The organism is Acidaminococcus sp. (genome assembly GCF_057597765.1).
Map to the genome: position 1 here is coordinate 106,226 of NZ_DBMBXK010000008.1, position 22,513 is coordinate 128,738.

17 protein-coding genes, 1 tRNA gene and 1 riboswitch are annotated in these 22,513 nt (G+C 56.6%); of the genes, 3 read left to right on the forward strand and 15 right to left on the reverse strand.

The window, feature by feature from the left end; all coding sequences use genetic code 11:
* Window positions 1–4 precede the first annotated feature (4 nt).
* The gene (locus ACZOF8_RS07075) at window positions 5–979 is read left to right on the forward strand and encodes a bile acid:sodium symporter family protein (protein WP_154488592.1); all 975 of its coding nucleotides are present in this window, start codon (window positions 5–7) and stop codon (window positions 977–979) included.
* A 93-nt stretch (window positions 980–1,072) separates the two neighbouring features.
* On the opposite strand, the gene ACZOF8_RS07080 is transcribed toward ACZOF8_RS07075, so the two are convergent.
* The 9 genes from ACZOF8_RS07080 to ACZOF8_RS07120 form a co-directional block, all read right to left on the reverse strand.
* Window positions 1,073–2,317 (reverse strand): aromatic amino acid transport family protein, encoded by a 1,245-nt coding sequence (locus tag ACZOF8_RS07080; protein WP_288311157.1) that lies wholly within the window; start codon window positions 2,315–2,317, stop codon window positions 1,073–1,075.
* Between the two features lie 133 nt (window positions 2,318–2,450).
* Entirely contained in the window at window positions 2,451–2,573 is a 123-nt protein-coding gene (locus ACZOF8_RS07085; RefSeq protein ID WP_279128406.1) for a hypothetical protein, read from the reverse strand.
* A gap of 419 nt (window positions 2,574–2,992) precedes the next feature.
* Window positions 2,993–5,752 (reverse strand): magnesium-translocating P-type ATPase, encoded by a 2,760-nt coding sequence (mgtA, locus tag ACZOF8_RS07090; RefSeq protein ID WP_487426717.1) that lies wholly within the window; start codon window positions 5,750–5,752, stop codon window positions 2,993–2,995.
* A 263-nt stretch (window positions 5,753–6,015) separates the two neighbouring features.
* Window positions 6,016–6,177: riboswitch (M-box (ykoK) riboswitch) on the reverse strand.
* A 107-nt stretch (window positions 6,178–6,284) separates the two neighbouring features.
* Window positions 6,285–7,571, reverse strand: coding sequence for a glycosyltransferase family 2 protein (locus ACZOF8_RS07095; protein ID WP_154488597.1), 1,287 nt, complete (start codon window positions 7,569–7,571; stop codon window positions 6,285–6,287).
* A gap of 21 nt (window positions 7,572–7,592) precedes the next feature.
* On the reverse strand, window positions 7,593–8,282 hold the full coding sequence (gene pssA, locus ACZOF8_RS07100; RefSeq protein ID WP_279128162.1) for a CDP-diacylglycerol--serine O-phosphatidyltransferase: 690 nt from the start codon (window positions 8,280–8,282) through the stop codon (window positions 7,593–7,595).
* Window positions 8,279–8,926: a phosphatidylserine decarboxylase gene (locus ACZOF8_RS07105; protein ID WP_022487746.1), complete on the reverse strand. Its 648-nt coding sequence runs from the start codon at window positions 8,924–8,926 to the stop codon at window positions 8,279–8,281. Before ACZOF8_RS07105 ends, pssA begins: the two co-directional genes overlap by 4 nt.
* A 90-nt stretch (window positions 8,927–9,016) precedes the next feature.
* A complete protein-coding gene (locus ACZOF8_RS07110; protein ID WP_487426718.1) occupies window positions 9,017–9,760 on the reverse strand; it encodes a WecB/TagA/CpsF family glycosyltransferase in 744 nt (247 codons plus the stop codon).
* 329 nt (window positions 9,761–10,089) lie between these two features.
* Window positions 10,090–11,700, reverse strand: coding sequence for a peptide chain release factor 3 (locus tag ACZOF8_RS07115; protein WP_022486899.1), 1,611 nt, complete (start codon window positions 11,698–11,700; stop codon window positions 10,090–10,092).
* A gap of 156 nt (window positions 11,701–11,856) precedes the next feature.
* Window positions 11,857–11,933: transfer RNA gene (locus ACZOF8_RS07120), tRNA-Pro, on the reverse strand.
* 186 nt (window positions 11,934–12,119) lie between these two features.
* Between ACZOF8_RS07120 and ACZOF8_RS07125 the strand changes: the two genes are divergently transcribed.
* Complete coding sequence (locus tag ACZOF8_RS07125; protein ID WP_481143836.1) at window positions 12,120–12,995, forward strand: DMT family transporter; 876 nt, start codon at window positions 12,120–12,122, stop codon at window positions 12,993–12,995.
* 402 nt (window positions 12,996–13,397) lie between these two features.
* Here ACZOF8_RS07125 and ACZOF8_RS07130 read toward each other — a convergent pair whose 3' ends face one another.
* The 4 genes from ACZOF8_RS07130 to ACZOF8_RS07145 all read right to left on the reverse strand — a co-directional run bounded on the left by ACZOF8_RS07130 (window position 13,398) and on the right by ACZOF8_RS07145 (window position 16,545).
* Window positions 13,398–13,979 carry a flavodoxin family protein gene (locus ACZOF8_RS07130; protein ID WP_308664639.1) on the reverse strand — a complete coding sequence of 194 codons (582 nt, stop codon included), beginning with the start codon at window positions 13,977–13,979 and terminating at the stop codon, window positions 13,398–13,400.
* A 93-nt stretch (window positions 13,980–14,072) separates the two neighbouring features.
* Complete coding sequence (locus ACZOF8_RS07135; protein WP_022487107.1) at window positions 14,073–14,243, reverse strand: hypothetical protein; 171 nt, start codon at window positions 14,241–14,243, stop codon at window positions 14,073–14,075.
* Complete coding sequence (locus ACZOF8_RS07140) at window positions 14,200–15,360, reverse strand: M20/M25/M40 family metallo-hydrolase (protein WP_487426719.1); 1,161 nt, start codon at window positions 15,358–15,360, stop codon at window positions 14,200–14,202. The genes ACZOF8_RS07135 and ACZOF8_RS07140 overlap by 44 nt, the downstream gene beginning before the upstream one ends.
* 15 nt (window positions 15,361–15,375) lie before the next feature.
* Complete coding sequence (locus ACZOF8_RS07145; RefSeq protein WP_154488603.1) at window positions 15,376–16,545, reverse strand: hypothetical protein; 1,170 nt, start codon at window positions 16,543–16,545, stop codon at window positions 15,376–15,378.
* 644 nt (window positions 16,546–17,189) lie between these two features.
* On the opposite strand from ACZOF8_RS07145, the gene ACZOF8_RS07150 reads away from it, so the two are divergent.
* Window positions 17,190–18,059 carry an Rpn family recombination-promoting nuclease/putative transposase gene (locus ACZOF8_RS07150; RefSeq protein ID WP_487426720.1) on the forward strand — a complete coding sequence of 290 codons (870 nt, stop codon included), beginning with the start codon at window positions 17,190–17,192 and terminating at the stop codon, window positions 18,057–18,059.
* Window positions 18,060–18,599: 540 nt separating this feature from the next.
* On the opposite strand, the gene ACZOF8_RS07155 is transcribed toward ACZOF8_RS07150, so the two are convergent.
* Both ACZOF8_RS07155 and ACZOF8_RS07160 read right to left on the reverse strand, forming a co-directional pair.
* Window positions 18,600–21,044, reverse strand: a complete 2,445-nt coding sequence (locus tag ACZOF8_RS07155; RefSeq protein ID WP_487426721.1) for a DUF2357 domain-containing protein — start codon at window positions 21,042–21,044, stop codon at window positions 18,600–18,602.
* On the reverse strand, window positions 21,019–22,182 hold the full coding sequence (locus ACZOF8_RS07160) for an McrB family protein (protein ID WP_487426722.1): 1,164 nt from the start codon (window positions 22,180–22,182) through the stop codon (window positions 21,019–21,021). Before ACZOF8_RS07160 ends, ACZOF8_RS07155 begins: the two co-directional genes overlap by 26 nt.
* Between the last annotated feature and the right edge of the window lie 331 nt (window positions 22,183–22,513).

Genomic DNA, 22,513 nt, shown 5'->3' on the forward strand with positions numbered 1-22,513 from the left:
CCGGATGGTGGATGGAATCGTACGTTTCTGCACCCGGTACATGTCCGTGGGAGTGGTGCTCATCGGATTTTTGGGGATCCTGGAGCCAGGGCTCATGAAGCCTCTGGCCCCCCAGATTCCCACCTTTCTGGGCATCATCATGTTCGGCATGGGCATGAGCCTGACCCCGGATGACTTCCGCAACGTGTTCCGCCAGCCAAAAAACGTGGCCATCGGGACCCTGCTCCAATTCACCATTATGCCCGCCGTGGCTTTCGGGCTGATCCACCTGTTCCGCCTTCCTGAGGCCATCGCCATCGGGGTAGTGCTGGTGGGCTGCTGCCCGGGAGGCACCGCTTCCAATGTGATTTCCTACATTGCCCATGCAGATGTGGCCCTGTCGGTTTCCATGACCATGGTGAACACCCTGCTGGCCCCCTTTGTGACCCCCTTTCTGGTGTGGTTCATTGCAGGCACCTGGGTGGATATCAACTTTGTGTCCATGATGGTTTCCATTGTGAAAATGGTGCTGCTGCCCCTTGTCCTGGGCATCGGGATGAATTATTTCTTCCCCCGGCAGGTCAGCCGGATAATCCGGGTGATGCCCATGCTGTCTGCCCTGGTGGTGATCCTCACCGTAGGCTGCGTGGTGTCCATGTCCGGCCGGGCCATTGTGGACAACGGACTGGTGATCCTCTGTGTGGTAATGCTCCACAATCTGTGCGGCATGGTGCTGGGCGGATTCTTCGCCCGCCGGTTCGGGCTGGACAAAGCCCAGTGCCGGGCCATGACCATTGAAGTGGGCATGCAGAATTCCGGCCTGGCCTCCACCCTGGCTCTGATGTACTTTACCGCCGCCGGCGGCATCGCCGGTGCCATTTTCTCCGTATGGCACAACGTGTCCGGCTCCCTTTTCGCCTCCTACTGTGTAGGAAAAGACGAGGAAGGGCAGCAGGAAGACAGCGTGGGAGAACTGGTGGGAGAAAAAAACAGGAATTGAATGAAAAAAGGACTGTTGCGTAAGCAACAGTCCTTTTTTGGGTCGCGGCCCGCGAACGGGGGTGTGTGAATTTTTTTCACACACCCCCGTTTTTCACCACCCCTTGGGCAGCATCCCTGCCATGCTCAGCAGGGCGTAAACGCCGGAGGCCAGGAACACCACAAGGACCAGTTCCTGGATGGGTCGGGCGGCCAGCCAGCCGCACTGCCAGCAGGGTTCCTGGTCTCCTTTTTTCCGGGCGCTCCGGAGCATGAACACCGGCAGCACGGACATGATGATGCCCCCGAAGGTGCCGGCGCTGAAAATGGCGCTGACAAAGCCCACCAAACCGCTGCTGGCCAGGAAAATGGGCGGAATCACAATAAAGGCCAGACACAGGGCCCGGCTCCGGATATCCCGTTCCGACCGGAACCCCAGCCGCTCGATGCAGTTGGTAAGGAAGCTTTCAGCAATGGCCCAGAAGGAAGTAAGCATGGCACAGAAGGCAAAGAAATTCACCAACAAATAGAAAAGCGGATTCTCCAGGGCCCTGCCCCAGGAAAGAGACGCCACTTCCGTGATTTCCTTCCCTGGCAGCATCAAAAACACCGCCAGGGGCACCAGGGACAGGATCAGGAAAGAGATCCCCGTGCCTCCCAGGATGGCCGGCACCAGCTTTTCCGGACGGTCCCGGAAGCCCCGGGCCAGTTCCGGCACAATGTACTGGACCGCATAGCAGAATACGGCAATATTGAACACCGGGATACCCCAGGTCCAGTGGGCATAGAGGATTTCATCCAGAGGCACCCGGGCCCGGAGGAAGGACGCCCCCACCAGGAGAACCAGCATCAGGATCATCCCCAGCCCCAGGAACTTTTCCGCCGCCCCGGTAACTTTCAGGCCCAGCCAGACCACGGCAGTTGCCCCGATGGAAAACAGCAGGCTGGCTTCTTCCAGGGGCAGGCCCAGGAAGGTGCTGAGAATCTTTCCGCAGCCGGTGATATAGGCGATCAGGCTGCAGAAACTAGTAGCTCCCACAGAAAAGAAGATCAGCCAGGATCCGGCCTTCCCCACATATTTTTCCGCCAGTCCGGACAGCTGCAAAGGCCGCCGGGTGCGCAGGGCTGTTTCCGCCACATAGAGCATGGACGCCACCGAAAGAAACCCGGCTGCCAGAAGCCAGGTGAGCAGCACCGGCCACCCTGCCTTCCGGCTGGCATAAGCCAGGCCCAGCACCCCGGATCCGATGGTGGCCCCCACCACCAGCATCACCGCTTCTGTAAAAGTAAGCCGGCGGACTTCCAGGGTCCCGTTCTCCTCCTCTGCCGTCTCCAGATTCTCTGATTCCGTATACTCCATCTTGTTCTCTCTCCCCGTTATATTGTCAAGTCATCTGACCTGCATACCGGTTTATTGTAGCATAACAGGGAGCAGGGGGGAATGGGAGTTAACGTAAAAAGGAGGGGCTGTTGCATGCGCAACAGCCCCTCTTTCATCCATTCTTCCGCATCTTCGGTTCCCGGGTCCAGCAGACTGCCTGCATCAGGCAGATCACTGCCGCCACGGCTCCTATTCCGATCCAGAATACCGGTTCCACGTTCATCAGATTCATCATGGCAATCGCTCCTTTCGGGAATAATCGTTTATCGTTCGTCGTTCGTCGTTCGTCGTTCATTGTTTTGGAAGGAACCCGCTCTCAGCGGGTTCCCTGAAGGGAAACGCTGCCCTGCGGCAGCTAACCCACCACCAGCCTTGCGGCTGGTCCCCCGCCCTTGCAAAGGGCGGATAGTGGATACGCGGGCCTTACGCCCTTGTACCCACAAAAAACAATGGGCACCAGCTCGAGCGTATATCCGCCCTTTGCAAGGGCGGGGGACCGTTGCGCCTGCGCAATGGTGGTGGGTTAGCAGCGCCAGCTGCGTTTCCCTTCAACGGAATCTGCGGCCGCAGATTCCTTCCATCAGCCGATTACGGAATCCCAATGGATTCGCCGCTCCCACGCCGATCCTGCTCTTCCCTCTTCACTTTTCCCTGTCACAGCAAACTCCCGTAATGCCGGATGTAGGCCTTCTTGATGCTGGTGGTCAGCAGCATATATCCGGCCACCACCAGCGCCAGGAACCCGAAATACATCCCTGGCAGGGGCAGGAATCCCAGATCCCTTCCCAGAGCCCCGGTAAAGGGCAGCAGGGTGCACAGAGCAATGCCGCTGCCGGTCATGGCGGTCAGAAGCGCCGACGCATGGCTCTGGACAAAAGGCAGTTTGGGCGTCCGGAGCATGTGGATCACCAGAGTCTGGGTCCACATGGATTCCACGAACCACCCGGCCTGGAACAGGGCCTCATAGGCATCCCGCAGGTTCATGCCGGCAAAGACTCCCTGGCCCACCACTGCATCGGCAGCAATGTGGTTGTAGGTGACCCCGCCAGAAAGCATCTGAGGACAGATCACGAAATACAGCACCAGATAGGTGATCCAGTCGAACACCGAGCTGGTGGGCCCCAGCCACAGCATAAAGCTGCCGATGCTGGAAGCATCCCAGTTCCGGGGCACCTTCAGATAATCCTCGTCCACATTGTCCCAGGGAATGGCAATGCAGGAAATTTCGTACAGCAGGTTCAAGATCAGCAGCTGGAGACTGCTCATGGGCAAAAACGGCAGCAGAGCGCTGGCCGCCAGCACCGAGAACATGTTCCCGAAGTTGGAAGATGCAGTCATCTTGATGTATTTGATCATGTTGGCATAGGTTTTCCGGCCTTCCACGATTCCTTCTTCCAGCACCATCAGGCTCTTTTCCAGCAGGATGATATCCGCACTTTCCTTGGCGATATCCACGGCACTGTCCACGGAAATCCCGATATCCGCCATCTTGAGGGCCGGGGCATCGTTGATTCCGTCTCCCATGAACCCCACCGTATGGCCTTTGGCCTGGAGAGCGCCCACCACCCGGGCCTTCTGGTCCGGAGACAGCTTGGCGAACACGGTGGTTCCTTCCACTTCTGCTGCCAACTGTCCGTCATCCATTTTTTCCAGGTCGCTGCCCAAAAGGATGTGTTCCACCGGCAGCCCCACCTGACGGCAGATGCACCGGGTGGTCTTTTCGTTGTCCCCGGTAAGCACCTTGGTGGTGACCCCATGGTCCTTCAGAGCCTGGATGGCCTGACCGGCGCTTTCCTTGGGCGGATCCAGGAAGGCCAGGTACCCCATGAGCACCATGTCCCGTTCATCCTTGGACCCGAAAGCCCCTACCGGGGAAGGATTGATTTTCCGGGCCAGGGCGATCACCCTCATCCCCTCTTCATTCAGCTGGTCCGCTACCTGGCGGATTTTCCTCCGCAGGGCATCGGTGAGTTCCACCGTCCCTTCCGGCTGTTCCACCTGGCTGCAGATGGCCAGCATTTCTTCCACCGCCCCTTTGGTGATCATCTGGGTCCGGTTTTTGGGATCGATGACCACAACGGACAGTCTCCGCCGGGCAAAGTCAAAAGGCACCTCGTCCACCTTCCGGTAATTCTCCGACAGATCCACCAGCTTGGGGTCTGCCTTTTCCTCTTCTTCCGTTTTTTCAATAATGGCCCGATCCATAAAATTCTTGTACCCGGTCTGGAAATAGCTGTTCAGGTAAGCATACCGGAGCACCCGCTGACTGGACTGACCGTTGGGATCCAGATGGTATTCCAGAGCCACCTTGTCCTGGGTCAGGGTACCGGTCTTGTCCGTACACAGCACATCCATGGCCCCAAAGCTCTGGATGGAGTTCAGGCTCTTCACCACCGTCTTTTTTTCCGACATGGAAACGGCCCCTTTGGCCAGGCAGGTGGTAACGATCATGGGGAGCATTTCCGGCGTCAGCCCCACCGCCACAGAAATGGCGAACAGGAAGGCGGACACCCAGTCCCCTTTGGTAAATCCGTTGATGAAAAATACCAGGGGCACCATAGCCATCATGAACCGGATCAGTACCCAGGATACCGAGTTCACTCCTTTGGTGAAGTTGGTTTCCGGAGCCTCCTGGGCCATGGAGCTGGCCATGCTGCCGAACAGGGTGTGGTCCCCGATGCCCAGCACCAGACCGGTGGCGGAACCGGAAATCACATTGGTGCCCATAAAAGCCAGGTTGGACAGTTCCGTCACCGCTTTGTCCCCGCTGGCATCCACTTTATAAGGGACCTTCTCCTGAGGGGCGCTTTCCCCAGTCAGGGAAGCCTGGCTCACAAACAGGTCCTTGGCATCCAGGATCCGCAGATCCGCCGGTACCATATCACCAGTGGACAGCCACACCAGGTCTCCCACCGTCACGTCCTGGAGGGGAATTTCCTTCTTTTTGCCCCCGTCCCGGATCACCGTGCAGGTGGTGGTGATCAGTTCCAAAAGTTTCGCTGCCGCATCCCCGCTGCGGGTTTCCTGGACGAACCGGAGTACCCCGGAGATCAGCAGCAAAGTCAGGATGATGCATACCGTCACCGGGTTGAAATCATCCATGTTCCCGGAGCGCAGGGGCAGGATGATATCCGTTACCGTGGACACCCCCGCCAGCACAAACAGGATCACCGTAAAGGGATTCACAAAAGCTTCCACCAGACGGGCGGCCACGCTCTTCTTCTTTTCCCGGGTCACCTTGTTGGCTCCGTATCTGTCCCGGGAAGCCTCTGCCTGTTCTTCCGTCAGGCCGGAAGCCCCGGTACCGTACCGGGCCATCACATCGTTGGTTTCCAGGGCAGCTGCCTCCAGGAGCTTTGCCTGGGCTTCATGGGCCGCCAGCTGGAATTTTTTGTCCATATTTTCTTTTTTCATGTTCTCCTCCTAAAGAAATCCGGGGACCGTTTCCCCTCTTTAAGAGGCCGTCAGCTCAGAAACGCGCAGCAAAACCGGACCGGCACTGCCAGTCTGTGAAAATTCCGCTGCCCAAACCGTGAGGATGACTGCCTCCACCAGCACCGTCCATGCTTTGCCACCACCTTTCCAGGACTCAGATTCACATAACAGAAAAGCCGTCCGGGGGAAACCCGAACGGCACAAATGCAAAACACACTTCAGTGGAAACAGCTGCCAGCCGCTTTCACCGCCACCGTACGAGCTTCAACTCTACAGGGCGGTGTAACTGCATTATGCGGCGCCTTCTTGTTTGACGCAGCCTGTTCAGACCTACGCGGGATGTCTCCATCCTGTTGCGGCAGCAGTCCGTATCCCTGTAGGAGCCTTGCCTACCGGAACTATTCTGTTGATACCCATACTATAGCAATATGCAGGGATTTTGTCAAGGATGAAACAGAAAAAGGGCTGTTGCATGAGCAACAGCCCCCAATCGCAGGCTGCTTTGCAGCCCTTATCTTTTCTCTTTCGGCAGTACGATCTGCTTCGGCCCGGTTTCTGCACTTTCCGGCACCAGCACATCGTTGAAGCTGATGCTCCGGGTGTGGATGGTATGGCTCCACACGTGTTCATGACGGTGCAGGAATCCCAAAATGGTAATGGGCACCCAGCTGTAGAGCAGCAGCGGATAGAACAGGGTGTAGAACCAGGATTTGGGGGCCGCATTGATCTTGAACAGGATAATGGCCGGGATCACATACTGGGCCACCCCGATCACCTGCCACACATGGTAAGGCAGCAGGGCATAGAGCACATTGGTGTAGAAGGGCACAAAGTTGTAGATGGTGCTGCAGAGCACGAAGAAGGTGGAGATCAGCATGAAATAGGGCTGGAACACGTCGATGACCCCATCCAGGATCACAATGTCCCGCTTCCGGATCCCTTCCTTCAGCAGCTTCCCCATGTACCGGCCTGCCACATCGAACTGGCCCTGGGCCCACCGTTTCCGCTGGTTCCAGGAAGCCTTGAAGGTCTGGGGCTTTTCGTCGTAGATGATGGCATCCTGGCACCAGGTGGTGGGGATCCCTTCCAGCAGGCACTTCATGGTGAATTCCATGTCTTCCGTCAGGCAGGTGGCTTTCCACCCGTACTTTTTCAGCACTTCCGTGGCGATCACCATGCCGGTGCCCCCGAACACGCTGGAGAGCCCGATGGTATACTTGGCCAGATGCCATACATGGTTCACGATCCAGAAGTTGATGGCGAAGGTGCCGCTGACCCAGCTGTCGTTGGGGTTCTTCACGTCCAGATACCCCTGGATCAGCCGTTCCCCTTTGCAGAACCGGTTGTTCATTTCCTTCAGGAAGTCCGGGTGCACCAGGTTGTCCGCATCGAAAATGGCCACTGCATCATACTGTCTGTCCAGGGCAAACAGCTGCCGGAACATCCATTCCAGGGCGAACCCCTTCCCCACTTCCTCCTGATTAAACCGTTCGTACACAATGGCTCCGGCTTTCCGGGCCACATCCGCCGTATGGTCCTTGCAGTTGTCGGCGATGACGAAAATGTCATACAGTTCGTCGGGATACCGGAGCATATGGAGGTTCTCCACCAGCTCCCCGATGACTTTTTCTTCGTTGTGGGCGGCCACGATCACGGCAAAGGTGGTCTTGGGCGTCAGGATCTTCTTTTCTTTTTTCCGGGGCAGAATGCCAAAAAGGGAAATCACAAAATAATAGATGGTGAAAAAGACAATCAGCACTTGGAGGGGAACCATGATGATGTCAAAATACGTGCTCATAAAACCTCTTGTTTCCTCCTCTTACTTAAAGACGGCCTGTTTCCCCGTCACTTTCACATACACAGCATTGAGCACCCCGCACAGGGTATAGGTGAACATGATCACAAAAGGCCAGGCCTTCAGATCGCTGTACAATACCAGAGCCCCCAGGATGAAAGAAATGATCACCGGCACCCGGAACAGGGGATTCCCATGGCCCTTGAAATCCGGATACTTTACATCACTGTACATCAGGCAGGCCACAGCCACCGTCAGGATGGAGGTGAGCACCGGGCCGATCTGCATGCCTCCCAGCACGAAGGTGACGATGACGCAGGCTCCCGCCGGCGCCGGCATCCCCTGGAAGTATCCGTGAATATCGCTGACATTCACGTTGAACCGGGCCAGCCGCATGGCCGCCCCGAAGGCAAAAAGACCGGAGATGATCATCCCCGCCACTCCCAGTTCATGGAGGGAATAGGTATAGATCAGCACCGAAGGTGCCATGCCGAAGGAACACACGTCACAGAGAGAATCCATCTCCACCCCGAAAGGTCCGCTGACCCCCAGAGCCCGGGCGGCACGGCCGTCACAGGAATCGGCCAGGATGGCCAGGATAATGAAGATGGCTGCCAGGGAAAAATCCTTTTCCATGGACAGATAAATGGAAATCAGTCCCAGCATCTGGCTCAGGCCGCTGATGCTGTTGGGGACCATGCGTTTGTAGTTCATTCTGCTTTCTGCCTCCCGATGATACTGATACCGCCCTGCACCTTGTCCCCTTTCCGGACCAGGATCTCCACAGAACGGGGAACCACCAGTTCCGTACAGGAACCGAACTTGATCATGCCGTAGCAGTCACCCTGTTTCAGCCGGCTGCCCAGGCTGGTCCAGGAAACGATCCGCCGGGCCAGGATCCCGGCAATCTGGATCACCAGGATCCGGTTGGTGCCGTTGTCCAGGCCGATGGCCATCCGTTCGTTCACAATGGGTGCCGAATCCTTGAAAGCCGGTTCGTACCCCCCACAGGTGTAGCGCATGTACTTCACCAGCCCCGTCATGGGAGCCCGGTTGGTATGCACATTGAACACGGACAGGAAAATGGTCACTTTCTTGGCCGGTTCGTTGAGATATTCTTTATCGAAAAACTCCTCTACCCCCATCACCGTACCGTCCGCCGGAGAATACAGGATATCAGGATCCTGCTTCACATCCAGCACCCGGTTCCGGAAGAAGTAGCCAAAATAAATCATCAGGACCGCCGGGGGTACTGCAAAAACCGGACCGGCCACATAACCGGCCAGGATGGTCACGGCCAGCATGGTCCCGATAAAGGGATAGCCTTCCTTTACTATATGGTATTTGTATTTGGTCACATCTTCACCTCCACCCATCGTTTTATTATACCTTATCTCAGTTTCTTTGTCCAAATCTGTACGGCAAAAAATGGTGGAGTCCAGGCCCTGTTATTTCCGGCCGTGTTTGGCTTCCAGTACCTTCACCACGAATTTCGGCAGGGCCATCATCCGTCCCAGGCGGCTGGGCTGCTTGTACAGCCGGAACAGCCACTCCAGGGAAGCTTCCTGCATCCATTTGGGCGCCCGTTCCATTTTCCCGGCCAGCACGTCGAAGCTGCCTCCCAGGCCCACCCGCAGGGCAGGCATCAGGGCATCCCGGTGTTCTTCCAGCCAGAATTCCTGCTTGGGAGCCCCCAGGGCCGCGAACAGCACCTGGGCTCCGCTTGCATTGATCTGCCGGATGATATCCGGTTCATCGGCTTTGGTGAAGTAGCCGTTCCGGGTGCCCACGATCTGCACCCCCGGGGCGATTTCCGCCGCCTTGGCAGCCGCTGCTTCCGCAATCCCCGGAGCCGCCCCGAACAGGAAGAATTTCGTGCCTCTTCGGGCCCCGTCCTTCAAAAGCTCCAGGAACAGGTCGAAACCGGCCACCCGTTCCGGCACCTGGTTCCCCAGGGTCCGTCCGGCCCACACGGTGCCGGCCCCGTCCGCCAGGATCAGGTCCGTTTTGTCCAGCAGGGCCTTGTAGGCCGGCATCTGCTGGGCCATCATGATGATTTCCGCATTGGCGGTGACCACCTGGGTGGGAAGATCCCGGTCCACCCGTTCCATAAGCCACGCCACTGCTTCCGCCATGGAAAAAGGAGTCACCGGCACTCCCAGGATATCCACAGCAGGTTTCTTGTTGTCCATAAGTCCACCTCACTATATCCGCCCTTTTCAAGGGCGGGGGACCAACCGTTACTTTCACTCTTCTATATCCGCCCTTTTCAAGGGCGGGGGACCAGCTGTTACTTTCACTTTTCTATATCCGCCCTTTTCAAGGGCGGGGAACCAGCCGTTACTTTCACTCTTCTATATCCGCCCTTTTCAAGGGCGGGGACCAGCCGTTACTTTCACTCTTCTATATCCGCCCTTTTCAAGGGCGGGGGACCAGCCCCCAGGCTGGTGGTGGGTTAGCAGCCCCCGGCTGCGTTTCCCTTCACGGGAACCTGCTTCAGGCAGGTTCCTTCCTTTTCTCCTTAAATCGCCCGTGCCTCGCTGGGGACCTGGGTGAAGTTGATCCCCGGATTCCGTTCCAGTATCCAGTTCAGGTTCCATTCATTGGATACCAGCACCACCGGCCGTCCCAGCTTGTCGTACACCAGCATCCCGTTGTCCAGGCCTTTGATGTTCCGGATCAGTTCCGGATCATCCGCATAGACCCACCGGGCCACGGAATAAGGCAGCTGTTCCAGCACCAGCTTGGCATTGTATTCGTTCAGCAGCCGGTATTCCAGTACTTCCAGCTGCAGCACGCCCACCACGCCGACCACGAAGCTTTCCATCCCGATGTCCTTCTGCTTGAACACCTGGATGGCCCCTTCCTGGGCCAGCTGGACAATGCCCTTTTCAAACTGCTTCCGTTTCATGGAATCCTTGGGCTGGACCTTGGCGAAGATTTCCGGCGGGAAAATGGGGAAATCCTCGAACTGCACCGGGTGCTTCTCATTGCACAGGGTATCTCCGATGGTGAAGATCCCCGGGTCGAACACCCCGATGATATCCCCCGGGTAGGCCTTTTCCACAGTGGTCCTCTCCTGGGCCATGAACTGCTGGGGCTGGGCCAGTTTCACCGGTTTCTGTCCCTGGACATGCCATACGGTCATGCCCTTTTCGAACACCCCGGAGCAGATCCGCATAAAGGAAATCCGGTCCCGGTGGGCCGGGTTCATGTTGGCCTGGATCTTGAAGATGAAAGCGGTGAAGTCCTCGTCGGTGGGATTCACCACGCCCCCGTCCTTCAGTTTCCGGGGCTGGGGTTCCGGAGACAGTTCCAGGAATTTTTCCAGGAAGCTCCGTACCCCGAAGTTGGTCATGGCGGACCCGAAGAACATGGGCGTCAGTTCCCCGGCATCCACTTTGGCCAGATCGAATTCATCCCCGGCCATATCCAGCAGTTCGATATCATCCATCAGATTCTGGAGATTGGCTTCCCCGATGGCTTCCTTGATGGCAGGATCATCCAGGCTGCCGGTGGTGCTCTTCAGGATCTTGGATCCGTGGCTGCTGTCGTTGTCGAACAGTTCCACCTGCTTCTTCAGCCGGTCGTATACCCCGATGTAATGGCCGTCGGTGCCGATGGGCCAGTTGATGGGATAGGCGTTGATGTGGAGCACCTTTTCGATTTCGTCCATCAGGTCCATGGGGGCCCGGCCGTACCGGTCCAGTTTGTTCACAAAGGTGAAGATGGGCAGCTTCCGCCGGTGGCACACCCAGAACAGCTTCTTGGTCTGGGGTTCCACCCCTTTGGCTGCGTCGATGAGCATCACCGCGCTGTCGGCGGCGATCAGGGTCCGGTAGGTGTCTTCCGAAAAGTCCTGGTGCCCGGGGGTATCCAGGATATTCACCCGGTACCCGTCATAATCGAACTGGAGTACCGAAGAGGTTACGGAAATCCCTCTCTGCTTTTCGATTTCCATCCAGTCGGACACCGCATGCTTGTTGGCCTTCCGGGATTTGACGGAACCGGCCAGATGGATGGCCCCTCCGTACAGCAACAGTTTTTCCGTCAGTGTGGTCTTCCCGGCATCCGGGTGGGAAATAATGGCAAAGGTTCTTCGTTTGGCAATCTTCTCCTGCAGCTCAGACATGCAAGGTATTCCTCCAATCCTCAATTACAGATGGTCCAGATTCTTCCATTGTACATTATACCATGGGCAGCCGGGACCGGTCACGGACCGTCCCGGTTCTTTTGCATATGAAAAAACGCCACAAAGCTGACCTTTGTGGCGTTCCGTTCAATTAAATGGTCGGAGCGGCGAGATTCGAACTCACGACCTCTTCCACCCCAAGGAAGCGCGCTACCAAACTGCGCTACGCCCCGAACACAAGAATGATTATACGGCATAGAAGGGAAATCGTCAAGCACTTTTTGCAACTTTTTTTATATTTTTTCTGATTCCCGTTTTTTGGGAAAAATACTGAATTTTTTGAGACAGCCGGACGGTTCTCCTGTATAATAGGAAACAGCCAGTCAATCAACCTAAACAACCTTAAAGGAGTCATCACCTTGCAGAATACAGAAACCCGGGGCCGTCTCCTGGCCCTGTTCACCGTCATCATCTGGGGCACCACTTTCGTATCCACCAAAGTCCTGCTTACCGGCTTCACTCCCCTGGAGATTTTGTTCTTCCGGTTTGTGCTGGGGCTGGTGTTCCTTTTTGTGCTGTGTCCCCACAAGCTGCCCAAACGGACCTTCGACCAGGAAAAGACCCTGGCCGCCGCCGGGCTCTGCGGCATCTGCCTCTATTATTTGCTGGAAAACATCGCCCTTACCTATACCATGGCCTCCAATGTGGGGGTGATCATCTGCGTGGCCCCTTTTTTCACCGCCCTGGTGAACCACCTGTTCATGAAGCAGCGGGAGCCCATCCGCCGGAACTTCTTCATCGGATTCCTGGTGTCCATGGCCGGGATCTGCCTGATCAGTTTCAACGGCACCAGCCTCCATTTCAGCCCGGTGGGAGATTTCCTGTCGGTTTTGGCAGCAGTGGTCTGGTCCTTTTACTCCAATCTGGTGAAAAAAATCAGCAGCTGGGGATGGAACACCATCCTGACCACCCGGCGGGTGTTCGCCTACGGGATCCTGTTCATGATCCCCGCCCTGGGGGTTCTTCCCTTCCGGCTGGACCTGGAACGCCTTTGCAATCCGGTGTGGCTGGGGAACCTGCTGTTTCTGGGACTGGGAGCCTCCGCCATCTGCTTCGTTACCTGGAACGGAGCAGTGAAGCTTTTGGGAGCCGTAAAGACCAGCGTATTCATCTACCTGGCCCCGGTAGTCACCGTAATCCTCTCCGCTCTGATTCTCCACGAAACCATCACCCCTCTGGCAGTGGCAGGGACCCTGCTGACCCTGAGCGGGCTGGTTTTTTCCAGTAAAAGATAGGGGCTGCCGAAGCAGCCCCTGTCAGCAGTCAGCGGTCAACGGTCAGCCACCGAAAGAAAAAATTGCAGGCAATTTTTTTGAAGGAAAACGCCGCTGCCGCGGCTAACCCACCACCCATGCTGCGCATGGATACCCCCGCCCTTGTAAAGGGCGGATAGTGATACCGGGCACAGCCCGGGTATCACAAGGCAATAGGACACCAACCCGTCTCTCTATATCCGCCCTTTTCAAGGGCGGGGGACCAGCCGCCAGGCTGGTGGTGGGTTAGCAGCCAAAGGCTGCGTCTCTTGTCAAAGAAACCCGCCAACCGCGGGTTTCTTCCTTCGGCCATTGACAATTGACCATTGACCGCTGACAAAAAATGAGGCCACTGTACAGAACGTACAGTGGCCTCATTTTTTCTTACCTGATAAAATTCGTCATCACTTTCGCCGGTTTGGCCGGTTCTTCCACTCCTGCTTTTTTCCCTGCTTCCAGGCACTTCAGCAGCCAGGCCATGTTCTTGCCCAGGGTTTCCATGATCTGGACCCCTTCTTTGTCCTGAAGCACTTCTTCCGGCGTGTTCCCGTGGACCATGTTCCAGTAGTTGGAAGACACCACCGGCATTTCGTTGTACATCAGGTACTTGTTCAGCACATCCAGGGTGGTGCTGGTGCCGGCTCTCCGGGCAGAGGCAATGGCCGCAGCCGGTTTGTGCCGCAGGTCAGCTCCGGCCACCCCGGCAAACCGGTCCAGGAACACCTGGATTTCCCCGGTGGGAGAAGCATAGTACACAGGGGACCCTACTACCAGGCCGTCCGCTTCCTTCATTTTGGCGGCACATTCCTTCACCAGTTCATCCAGTTTCCCGTTCACCGTATTCAGGCCGATGTACACGATTTCCGTATGGATCCCGGCCTTTTCCAGTTCCTTGGCAACAAGGGAAAGAGCGGTATAGGTGCAGCCCTTTTCCCGACGGCTGCCATTAAAGAGCAAAACTTTCATTTCATACGTCTCCTTTGAAATGTAATATTTTATGATACATTCGTATTATACCACGACCGGTCAACATCCCGGGGTGAGACATCAGACCCGGCCCTACTGCTTCCTTACCACACAGCTGAGGGCGATGAGCCCGGCTCCCAGGAAAAATTCCTGCTGCACCAGGGCGATGCAGCCGAACCCCAGGATCACATTGGCAATGACTCTCCTGTCCATGGCCGCCTCACAGGCGCCGCACTGCCGCCGCTGCCAGAAGGCACCGTTCATACAGGGATTCCACCTGGGCATATTCCTGATCTGTATGGGACCCGGCGCCCCGCACCCCCATGCCGCACAGGGTGGGGATGCCGGCTCCCACGGTGATTCCCGCATCGGACAGGCCGCCCACCTGGATGCCCCGGGGTTTCCCCAGACCCAGGTCCTCTCCGGTCTTTGCCACATGGTCGTACAGCTTCAGGACCCCGTCGGTGGTCTCCATGCAGGCCATTACCCGGCTGGTGTCCAGTTCCGCGCTGGTCCCTTCCACCGTGCACTCCTCCGTCACCTGCCGGAGCAGAGCAAAGATTTCGTCCCCGATGGCCTGGTTCCGGTACCGGATGCCGATGCGGATCCTGCAGTAGTCCGGGATGGTGTTTTCCCCGATGCCTCCTTCCACAGCTCCGCAGTTGATCAGTTTCCCCCGGGGAATGTCATTGGCAGCCTCCAGTTTCACAATCTTGTGAGCCGCTTCCAGCACAGCCGACCGTCCCTTTTCCGGGGCACTGCCTGAATGAGCCGCCACCCCGTGGACCGTAATGGATACAGGCCCGCCCCCGTACCGGCCGATCACCAGGCTGTCCTCCACCGGCCCCGGTTCAAAATTCAGGGCAGCCGCCGCTCCAGCCGCTTCCCGGGCAATCAGGGTCTTGGCATTGGAGAACATGTGAAGGGTCTCTTCGTCCGGGATCCCCAGGAACCGGATAGGCCTTTTGTTCCAGCCAATGGACTGGAGAGCCTTCAGGGCATAAAGGCCGATCACCAGCCCCGCCTTCATATCCAGCACCCCGGGTCCGTGGGCATTGCCCTCTTCATCCACCCGGAAGGGATTTTTTGCCGCTGCTCCGGCCGGGAACACCGTATCCATATGGCCCATGAACACCACCGGCGGTTCCGGGGAACCCGGATTCCAGTCCCCTACGATCAGGTCCCCGGCCTGTTCCACCTTCACCCGGCGCACAAAGGCCCCTGCCTGTTCCAGTTCCCCCTGGAGGATATCCCCCACCTGGTTCACCCCGTCCAGCTGTTTGGGGCCGCTTTCCGTGTTGACGAATTTCGCCCACAGGTTCAGCATTTCCAGCCGCTTTCCCTCAATATAATCCTTCAATTGCAGATCCAGTCCATCCATATCCCTACACTCCTTCTACAGAATATTCACCACAAAGCCTGCCAGCACCACGGAAGTGATGGTCACTGTCACGAATCCGGCCACCAGCATCTTGGGCAGCAGGAAGTTCAGGAGAGCCTTCCGCTGTTCTTCCGTTTCCCCCATGGCCGTGGACACTTCCTGGGAAATCAGCATGGTGGTGGGAAACCCGAAGGTGCAGGTGATTCCCAGGGACACCGCCAGGGTAAAGGGCATCCGGAACAGACGGCTGCACAGAGCCGCCGCCACACACAGACCGGCCACCCCCAGCACCGCCGACCACAAAAGAGGAGGCAGCACCGACAGCACCTGCTGGGGCGTGGTGGCCCCCAGGTTGGAAAAGATCACGATGGTCACAAAAAAGATGATCAGGCCGCTGGACTGGGTCTTGCCCAGGATTCCCTTGTCCAGGAACCCCAGAGCAAAGAACACCGTTCCCAGAATCAGGCACATGACCAGATAATGGACATGGCCCCCGGTGAGCTTCGCTGCATAGAAGGACAGGGTGGCCACCAGACCCAGTTTGGCCAGGTACACCGAAGGCTTGTCCAGCACCGAAGGCAGGGCCAGAGGCTTCTTTTGGGCCGCCTGGGCTGCTGCTTCCGCCTCCTCACAGTGACGGCGGACGAAAGCCTCATCTTCCCGCAGCTGCCGGGCCAGGCGCCGGAGGGCCACTGAAGCAATGGGGATCCCGAAGAACTTCTGGGTCACCAGGAGCACCAGACAGAAGGTCCCCACATAGGCCAGCCCCTTCTCCTTGGCCGCTGCCAGCATGATCAGGGTGGCCGCATTGCCTCCGGCAAAAATGGGAGAACCGGCAATGGCGATCTTGGGATCCATCACAAACCCGCCCAAAAGGATAATGGCCGCTACTGCAAACACCACACAGAGCACGGAAGTGACCACCACCTTCCATTCCTGCTTCAGTTCCGCAAAGTCGATGGTGGTCCCCATGGAGACGATCAGCATCCCCACCACCCCCATGCCGATGCCAGAAACCTGGGCATCCTTGATGATGGTCTGGGGCAGGATCCCCGACCAGAACCCCGCCAGCAGGATCACCGAAATCCCCAGCACCGTGGAAAGGATCGCCCGGGTTTTCATGGCGATCAGTTCACTGACCGCATAAATGCAAAAAAGCACCGTCAAAGAAACAATACTGCCCATAATCCCCCTCATTTCTCATACCATAAATAAAACTTTATTGCGGTAAATTGTAAGCATGTGGCTATTATAACGCATTTTTGTACTTTGGAAAAGGCCGCCGGACAATTCGGCGGCCTTTTGGTGCATCGTTGGTCGTTTCGGATGCCAGATGCTCACGCATCTGCCTTTGAACGTGAAAAACCGGAGGCCGGGATGGGCTTCCCTTCGGGCAGCCCCTACCACGTTGGGGTCAAAGTGCCAATGGAAATCCACAGAAACGAAGTTATCGAAGATTCCGTTCCTGTGACCGTTGTATCCAACATCCGACCCCAACGGCGTAGGGGCGAGCCAAAGGCCCGCCCTTCCCGGCCGCCGTTTTTTATACGTTCCCAGGAACCCGCCTCGTGGGTTCCCTCCTGCCGCTAGAGACTAGTGACTAGTGACTGTCAGCTCATGACCATCTGCCCCCGGCAGATGGTCTCCGTCTGCGTGAGACAGAAAAACGGCCCTGCCGCTTTTCCCCTTCCTCTGCTCCCTTTTCCCGCCCTCCAAATTCATTCCCTGCAGATTCTTGCCGTTAATACCCCGATTTTTCCACTCGGGAAGGAACTTTCTGTTGGATGTCGAAGGGTATTCCTATACCAATTTTATAAGGAGGCAGATTAATGGAAAGGATCAAAACCTTTGACGAACTCACCATCCGTGACAACTTTCTCTTCCAGCATGTGATGCGCAATGAACAGCTTTGTACCCACCTCATCGAAAAGATTGTGGGAATCAAAGTCCGCTCCCTGCATTACCAGGCCTTCGAAAAGACCGTCAACCTCCGGCTGGACGGCAAAAGCATCCGTCTTGATGTATATGTGGAAGACGAAGAAGGCCGCGTGTACGACATCGAAATGCAGTGCACCAACTCCCCCAGAAATGACCTGGCCAAACGAAGCCGTTTCTACCAGAGTCTGATTGATGGGGAACTGCTGGATAAAGGCAAACCCTATGAAGAACTGAACCCGTCCTACGTAATCTTTATCTGCACGTTCGACCCGTTCCATCGAAATCTGCCAATTTACACATTTACCCATTGCTGTCAGGAAGATAACAGGGTAAAATTAAAAGATGAGGAAACCAGGATGTTCCTGAACAGTAAAGTCAGCGAAAATGCGGCTGATCCTGAGATTGCCGCTTTTCTCCGGTACGTGGATGGAAAATCGGCAAAAGGGAAATTCGTGGAAAGCCTGGATCAGGAAGTCCATCTGGTAAAGAGTATGGATAAAGTGAGGCGAGAATATATGATTTTAAGTGATGAAATCAAAAGACGCCAGAAAGAAGCAGCTGAAGAAGGCATGCGGCAAGGTATGCAGCAAGGCATACAGAAAGGCATACAGAAAGGCCGTCAGGAAGGCCGTCAGGAAGAACGGGAATCCAACATTGTTGCCATGCTGAAAGAAAAGATCCCCATGGAGACCATTTCCCGGATCACCCATTACTCTCTGGATCAGATCCAGAAGTTGGGAAAGTTGCATGGAATTCTTTAGGTTGGAAAACGCCCCGGGCGTTTTCCTCCCGAATGAAAAGGCCGCCGGAAAATCCGGCGGCCTTTTGGTGTATCGTTGGTCGTTCGTCGTGAGTCGTTTCGGATGCCAGAGGCTCACGCATCTGCCTTTGAACCGTAAGAAAGCCGTCAGACCGGCCCTTACGGGCCTATCAGAAATCAGACGTCAGCTTGCGAAAAGCGTCTCACGCTGATGAAAGTAACCCGGGACCGGGTTACTTTGAATGAGTACGCAGCTGACGCTGCTAACCCACCACCAGCCTAACGGCTGGTCCCCCGCCCTTGAAAAGGGCGGATAATGACACTGGGTCACAGCACACGTGTCATAAAGCAATGGGCGTCAGCCCGAGTGTATATCCGCCCTTTTCAAGGGCGGGGGACCGTTGCGCTTTCGCAATGGTGGTGGGTTAGCAGCCCCCGGGGCTGCGTTTCCCTTCATGACCATCTGCCCCCGGCAGATGGTCTCCATCGGCGTGAGACGTGAGACGCCTGGCGTAAGACAGAAAAACGGCCCTACCGCTTTTCACCGTGCCCTATCCCTTATTCCCCTGAACACCCTCCCTGGATGCCGAAGGAACTTTTCTTTATCCACCGCCAGTACGATCTTCCCGTCACGGATCAGCCGCAGTTTTCCGCCCCGACCGTCCAGGAGGCAGTTCTGCCAGCGGCAGCAGAGAGGTCCGTCATCCGTTTCTTCCAATCTGTCCCCGGTGAGTCGGCGCAGTTCTGTGTACAGCCGATATTCTTCTTCCGACCGGATCAGCAGGTCCGGCACCTCCCGGCTGTGGAGCAGAAGGAACAGATTGGTCATCACCTGTACCCTGGGTCCCATTTCCCGCACTCCGATAGGCCGTTCCAGCCTTTTCCATTCCTTCACCGCAAAACGGTAATACGGTTCATCGGAGTCTTTGGGGATTTCGCGGATTTCCCGGCGCTTCACCTGTTCCGTCCGGATTACTTCTCCATAATACCGTATTCCGCTCCGATCTCCAAAAATCCTTTTCGACTGGTAAAGAGCCACATAACGGATGGGCAGATTCTGCTCTCCCAACCGGGATGCCGGGATATGGTAGAACCTTCCCTCCAGACAGGCATCCAGCTGCCGTCCATCCTTCATGGTCCCCACCAGCACATCCCGCCGGGACCAGTCCACCCTGGCCAGCTTTTCCTCGATGCCCGCCGGCAGTACTGTTTCTTCCAGAGCCGTTTCCGGGGAGTCATCCACCAGCTCCGTCAGCCGCTGCTCCACCAGCTCCGTGGCAGAAGGCAGGAAGGGCAGCCCTCCGATGTTCACTTTTTCTATGCTCCGGTAAAATTTGTGATGCCGGTACTCTTCCTCATTCCCGTAGGGAAACAGCACATAGGCCCCGAACATGGTCCGGCGGAACACCTCTTCCCCCGCTTCGCAGACAATGGCGTCCCGGTAACGGTGCATGGTGTTGATGTCTTCCTCTTTGGGCCCCGGCGTATGTCCGATTACGTTGTAATAGTAACTCCCCGGCAGAGCAGGATCGATCCGGTACTTGGCATCGAACACGTACCGACAGGTCATCTCCCCGCTGTCCAGGCTTTTCTTCACCAGGGTCAGCACATTGTCCGGTTTCTGTGGAACCGTAGGCAGATCCCGTCTGGCGGGATTGTAGCGCAGGGCAATGGCTTCCCCGGTAACAGGATCCAGATAATCCACCTGGGAGCCCCGCCCCTTCACCAGAGTCACGAACAGCCGGCTCCCTTCCGTATGGATGATATCCTGGGAAACCAACTGATACTTCTCCTTCAGCAGCCGGTTCAGTTTGATGAAGCACCAGTATTCATACAGCTGGGCCAGATCCTTTACGGACATCCGGAACACATCCCCCGTCACATCCAGTCCCCGTTCCAGCATCAGATAATACTTGTACAGTTCCCGGTAACCCGGGGCCATGGAAAACACCAGGGACATCCCTGTGCCTCCCCCGGTTTCCTCCAGGTTCCCCAGGAACGACCGCCGTACCCGCCAGTCCAGCTGCCCCAGCATACCGTCGATCCGTTCCGTCACTTCCCCGGTTCCATCCCTTCCCAGGGCCTGCACCCGTTCCCGGAAGTCCCGCATCCGCCGGATGGTGGAATCCACCATGGCCCGGGTCAGCCGGTTCTCCCGGGTATCGCAGGTGCTTCTTTTTTCCAGGGCCAGCACCTTCCGTGCCAGCACCTTTTCTCCCTGGCGCACACCGGCTCCCGGATGCCGCTCCAGCCAGCGCAGGGTCTGCCGGTCCGTCCGTCTGGCCTTGTACCCCTGCATCACCCGATGGACAGTCTGGAGCTCATGGTGGGGCTGCCGGAGGATCCGGTCCAGGGCCCGCAGATATCCCTCGAAGATTTGGCAGATCACCCCGTAGAATTCCACCGCACTGCCCCTTCTTTTTCCCTGCTGCCCCCAGCCGGAATAGGTCCTTTTGAGAAAATCGAAGATCAGGCTGTACAGTTCCTCCGTCACATCCGCCACAATGGCCAGATAATCCTTCCGGTAACTGATTTTTTCCGGGAATACCTCCACCGTGAACCGGAGATATTCCTGCCCGTCCAGGCAGATGACGAAATCCGAATATCCGATGTCGCTGCCAAAATCCACCACCCCGGTCAGGAGACGCCCGCTGCTCCCCACCGGAGTGATGCACTCCCGGATGGCCGGGCTGGCATGCCGGAAGGTCATTTCCCCATTCCCCCGGTTCTCGATCACCAGCTCATAATGCGTCTGCTCATAAAACACCGGCTTCACCGGCATTTTTCCCGTTCCGGGCTCCTTTTTCTCGCCCAGGAACCGAACCTCTTCCGGTTCTTCCCGGCAGGAAACCTCAAAACAGGCCGTATCTTCCTCCGTCCCCAGCACAGCCGCCCGGGGATACAGGGCCCGGCCCTTCACCGTCACCGTCACCTGGGGTGTCTGGATAAAGACCAGTTCCTCACTGCCAGTATGAAGTGAACCCATCTTCCTCATATCTCCTCATCATGGAAGCCAGTTTGGCCGCACTCCTGGGGAAACGCACCCGGCTCCCATCCTCTTCCAGCAGCCGGGCCATTTTCCGATTGATTTCCCCGGAATCCGTCCGCAGCCCTTCATAATCCCCCGCACAGAACTGGAACAGCTCCCCGATCATATCCCGGACCGCTCCGCTGCTGCCCTGGATCCGGGGCAAAATCTTCTGGAGGATTTCCCGGTCCATGGCTTCTTTTTCCTCCATCAGGCCTGTTTTCCGGCTGTACAGCAGATAGAAAACGATTTCATCCTGCACCCGGTATCCCACCTGGGCATCAGCCTTTTTCAGGATTTCATTGCACTGGCACAGCACCCCGCACCATTTCCGGACACTCTCCTCCTCTTCTCCTCCCATGCACTGCCGCAGGGTGAGCCATTCACTCCGGAAAAATCCGTTATCCAGTTCCAGAGGTTCCGCTGTTTCCGTTTCTCCATCCTCCTCCGGCGGCATCAGGTCCACAAAAGAAAACTCGATGGCATTGGCCCGGTCCAGCACCTTCCGGCTGAAAGGAAAGGTGGTCTCGTCCATGTTCACCGTCCCCACCACATAGAGGTTTTCCGGCAGGATCAGGTCTCCATGGCCTTCCACCCGGATGGGATCCGCCGCGATACAGCCGCCTTTCAGCTCCCGGGTCTCTACGGCAGAAAGGTAATCGCTGAGATAATATTCCACCCGGGCCAGGTTCATTTCATCCAAACAGAGAAAGTACGGATGGTCCAGATCTTCCGCAGCCTTTTCCAGGAAATCCGTCACCGCCCCCGGGACGAAATTCCCGTTCAGGTCCACATGGCCGAACAGATCTGAAGGATCCGACCAGTCCGGGCGCACTGCCGCCTGCCGATACCGCCCATTGGCCGCCGTGGCCCCCGCCGCCTCTGCAAAAAGCCGTACCAGCCGGGTCTTCCCCGTGCCCGAAGTCCCCGCCAGGATCACAAATGGTTTGGCTTTGAGACAAAGGTAGAAATTAGTGATCAGGCCCTCTTCATAGGAGAACCCTTTTTGGGCGATGTAGGACTGGATGTGCTGGAGAGCGGCGGAGGGAGAGATGGGAGCAGGGGCAAACTTGCTTATTATCTGACTATCCCTCATGATTTTCCTGATTTTTTCTTCCAAATGTTGTTTATTTCTGTATCGAGCTATTTTCATTGCTCCCTGGCAGGCAGAAAAAGCATCCTTGGGAGATTCATCCTGTATTATCCGTTCCAGATAATAGCAGATTATACTTTCTGCTGACCCATAAGTATTCAGCGTCTGGTTCCGCAGATCAATATAAAGTTTCAAATAATGATTAGCTGAAGATTCAGCAATATCTTTTTCATTATTAGAGCCCATCTGAATTAGCCATTTTGAGCCCATCAGATTTGACCATTTAGAGCCCAGCTGAAATCACCATTTTCAGCCCAAACAAATAGCCATTACA

Excerpts from the sequence above, each read along its gene's own strand:
- ACZOF8_RS07075 (WP_154488592.1), top strand. The coding sequence starts at position 5 with ATGGTGGATGGAATCGTACGTTTCTGCACCCGGTACATGTCCGTGGGA.
- ACZOF8_RS07080 (WP_288311157.1), bottom strand. The coding sequence starts at position 2,317 with ATGGAGTATACGGAATCAGAGAATCTGGAGACGGCAGAGGAGGAGAAC.
- ACZOF8_RS07085 (WP_279128406.1), bottom strand. The coding sequence starts at position 2,573 with ATGATGAATCTGATGAACGTGGAACCGGTATTCTGGATCGGAATAGGA.
- mgtA (WP_487426717.1), bottom strand. The coding sequence starts at position 5,752 with ATGAAAAAAGAAAATATGGACAAAAAATTCCAGCTGGCGGCCCATGAA.
- ACZOF8_RS07095 (WP_154488597.1), bottom strand. The coding sequence starts at position 7,571 with ATGAGCACGTATTTTGACATCATCATGGTTCCCCTCCAAGTGCTGATT.
- pssA (WP_279128162.1), bottom strand. The coding sequence starts at position 8,282 with ATGAACTACAAACGCATGGTCCCCAACAGCATCAGCGGCCTGAGCCAG.
- ACZOF8_RS07110 (WP_487426718.1), bottom strand. The coding sequence starts at position 9,760 with ATGGACAACAAGAAACCTGCTGTGGATATCCTGGGAGTGCCGGTGACT.
- ACZOF8_RS07115 (WP_022486899.1), bottom strand. The coding sequence starts at position 11,700 with ATGTCTGAGCTGCAGGAGAAGATTGCCAAACGAAGAACCTTTGCCATT.
- ACZOF8_RS07130 (WP_308664639.1), bottom strand. The coding sequence starts at position 13,979 with ATGAAAGTTTTGCTCTTTAATGGCAGCCGTCGGGAAAAGGGCTGCACC.
- ACZOF8_RS07135 (WP_022487107.1), bottom strand. The coding sequence starts at position 14,243 with ATGAACGGTGCCTTCTGGCAGCGGCGGCAGTGCGGCGCCTGTGAGGCG.
- ACZOF8_RS07140 (WP_487426719.1), bottom strand. The coding sequence starts at position 15,360 with ATGGATGGACTGGATCTGCAATTGAAGGATTATATTGAGGGAAAGCGG.
- ACZOF8_RS07145 (WP_154488603.1), bottom strand. The coding sequence starts at position 16,545 with ATGGGCAGTATTGTTTCTTTGACGGTGCTTTTTTGCATTTATGCGGTC.
- ACZOF8_RS07150 (WP_487426720.1), top strand. The coding sequence starts at position 17,190 with ATGGAAAGGATCAAAACCTTTGACGAACTCACCATCCGTGACAACTTT.
- ACZOF8_RS07155 (WP_487426721.1), bottom strand. The coding sequence starts at position 21,044 with ATGGGTTCACTTCATACTGGCAGTGAGGAACTGGTCTTTATCCAGACA.
- ACZOF8_RS07160 (WP_487426722.1), bottom strand. The coding sequence starts at position 22,182 with ATGAGGGATAGTCAGATAATAAGCAAGTTTGCCCCTGCTCCCATCTCT.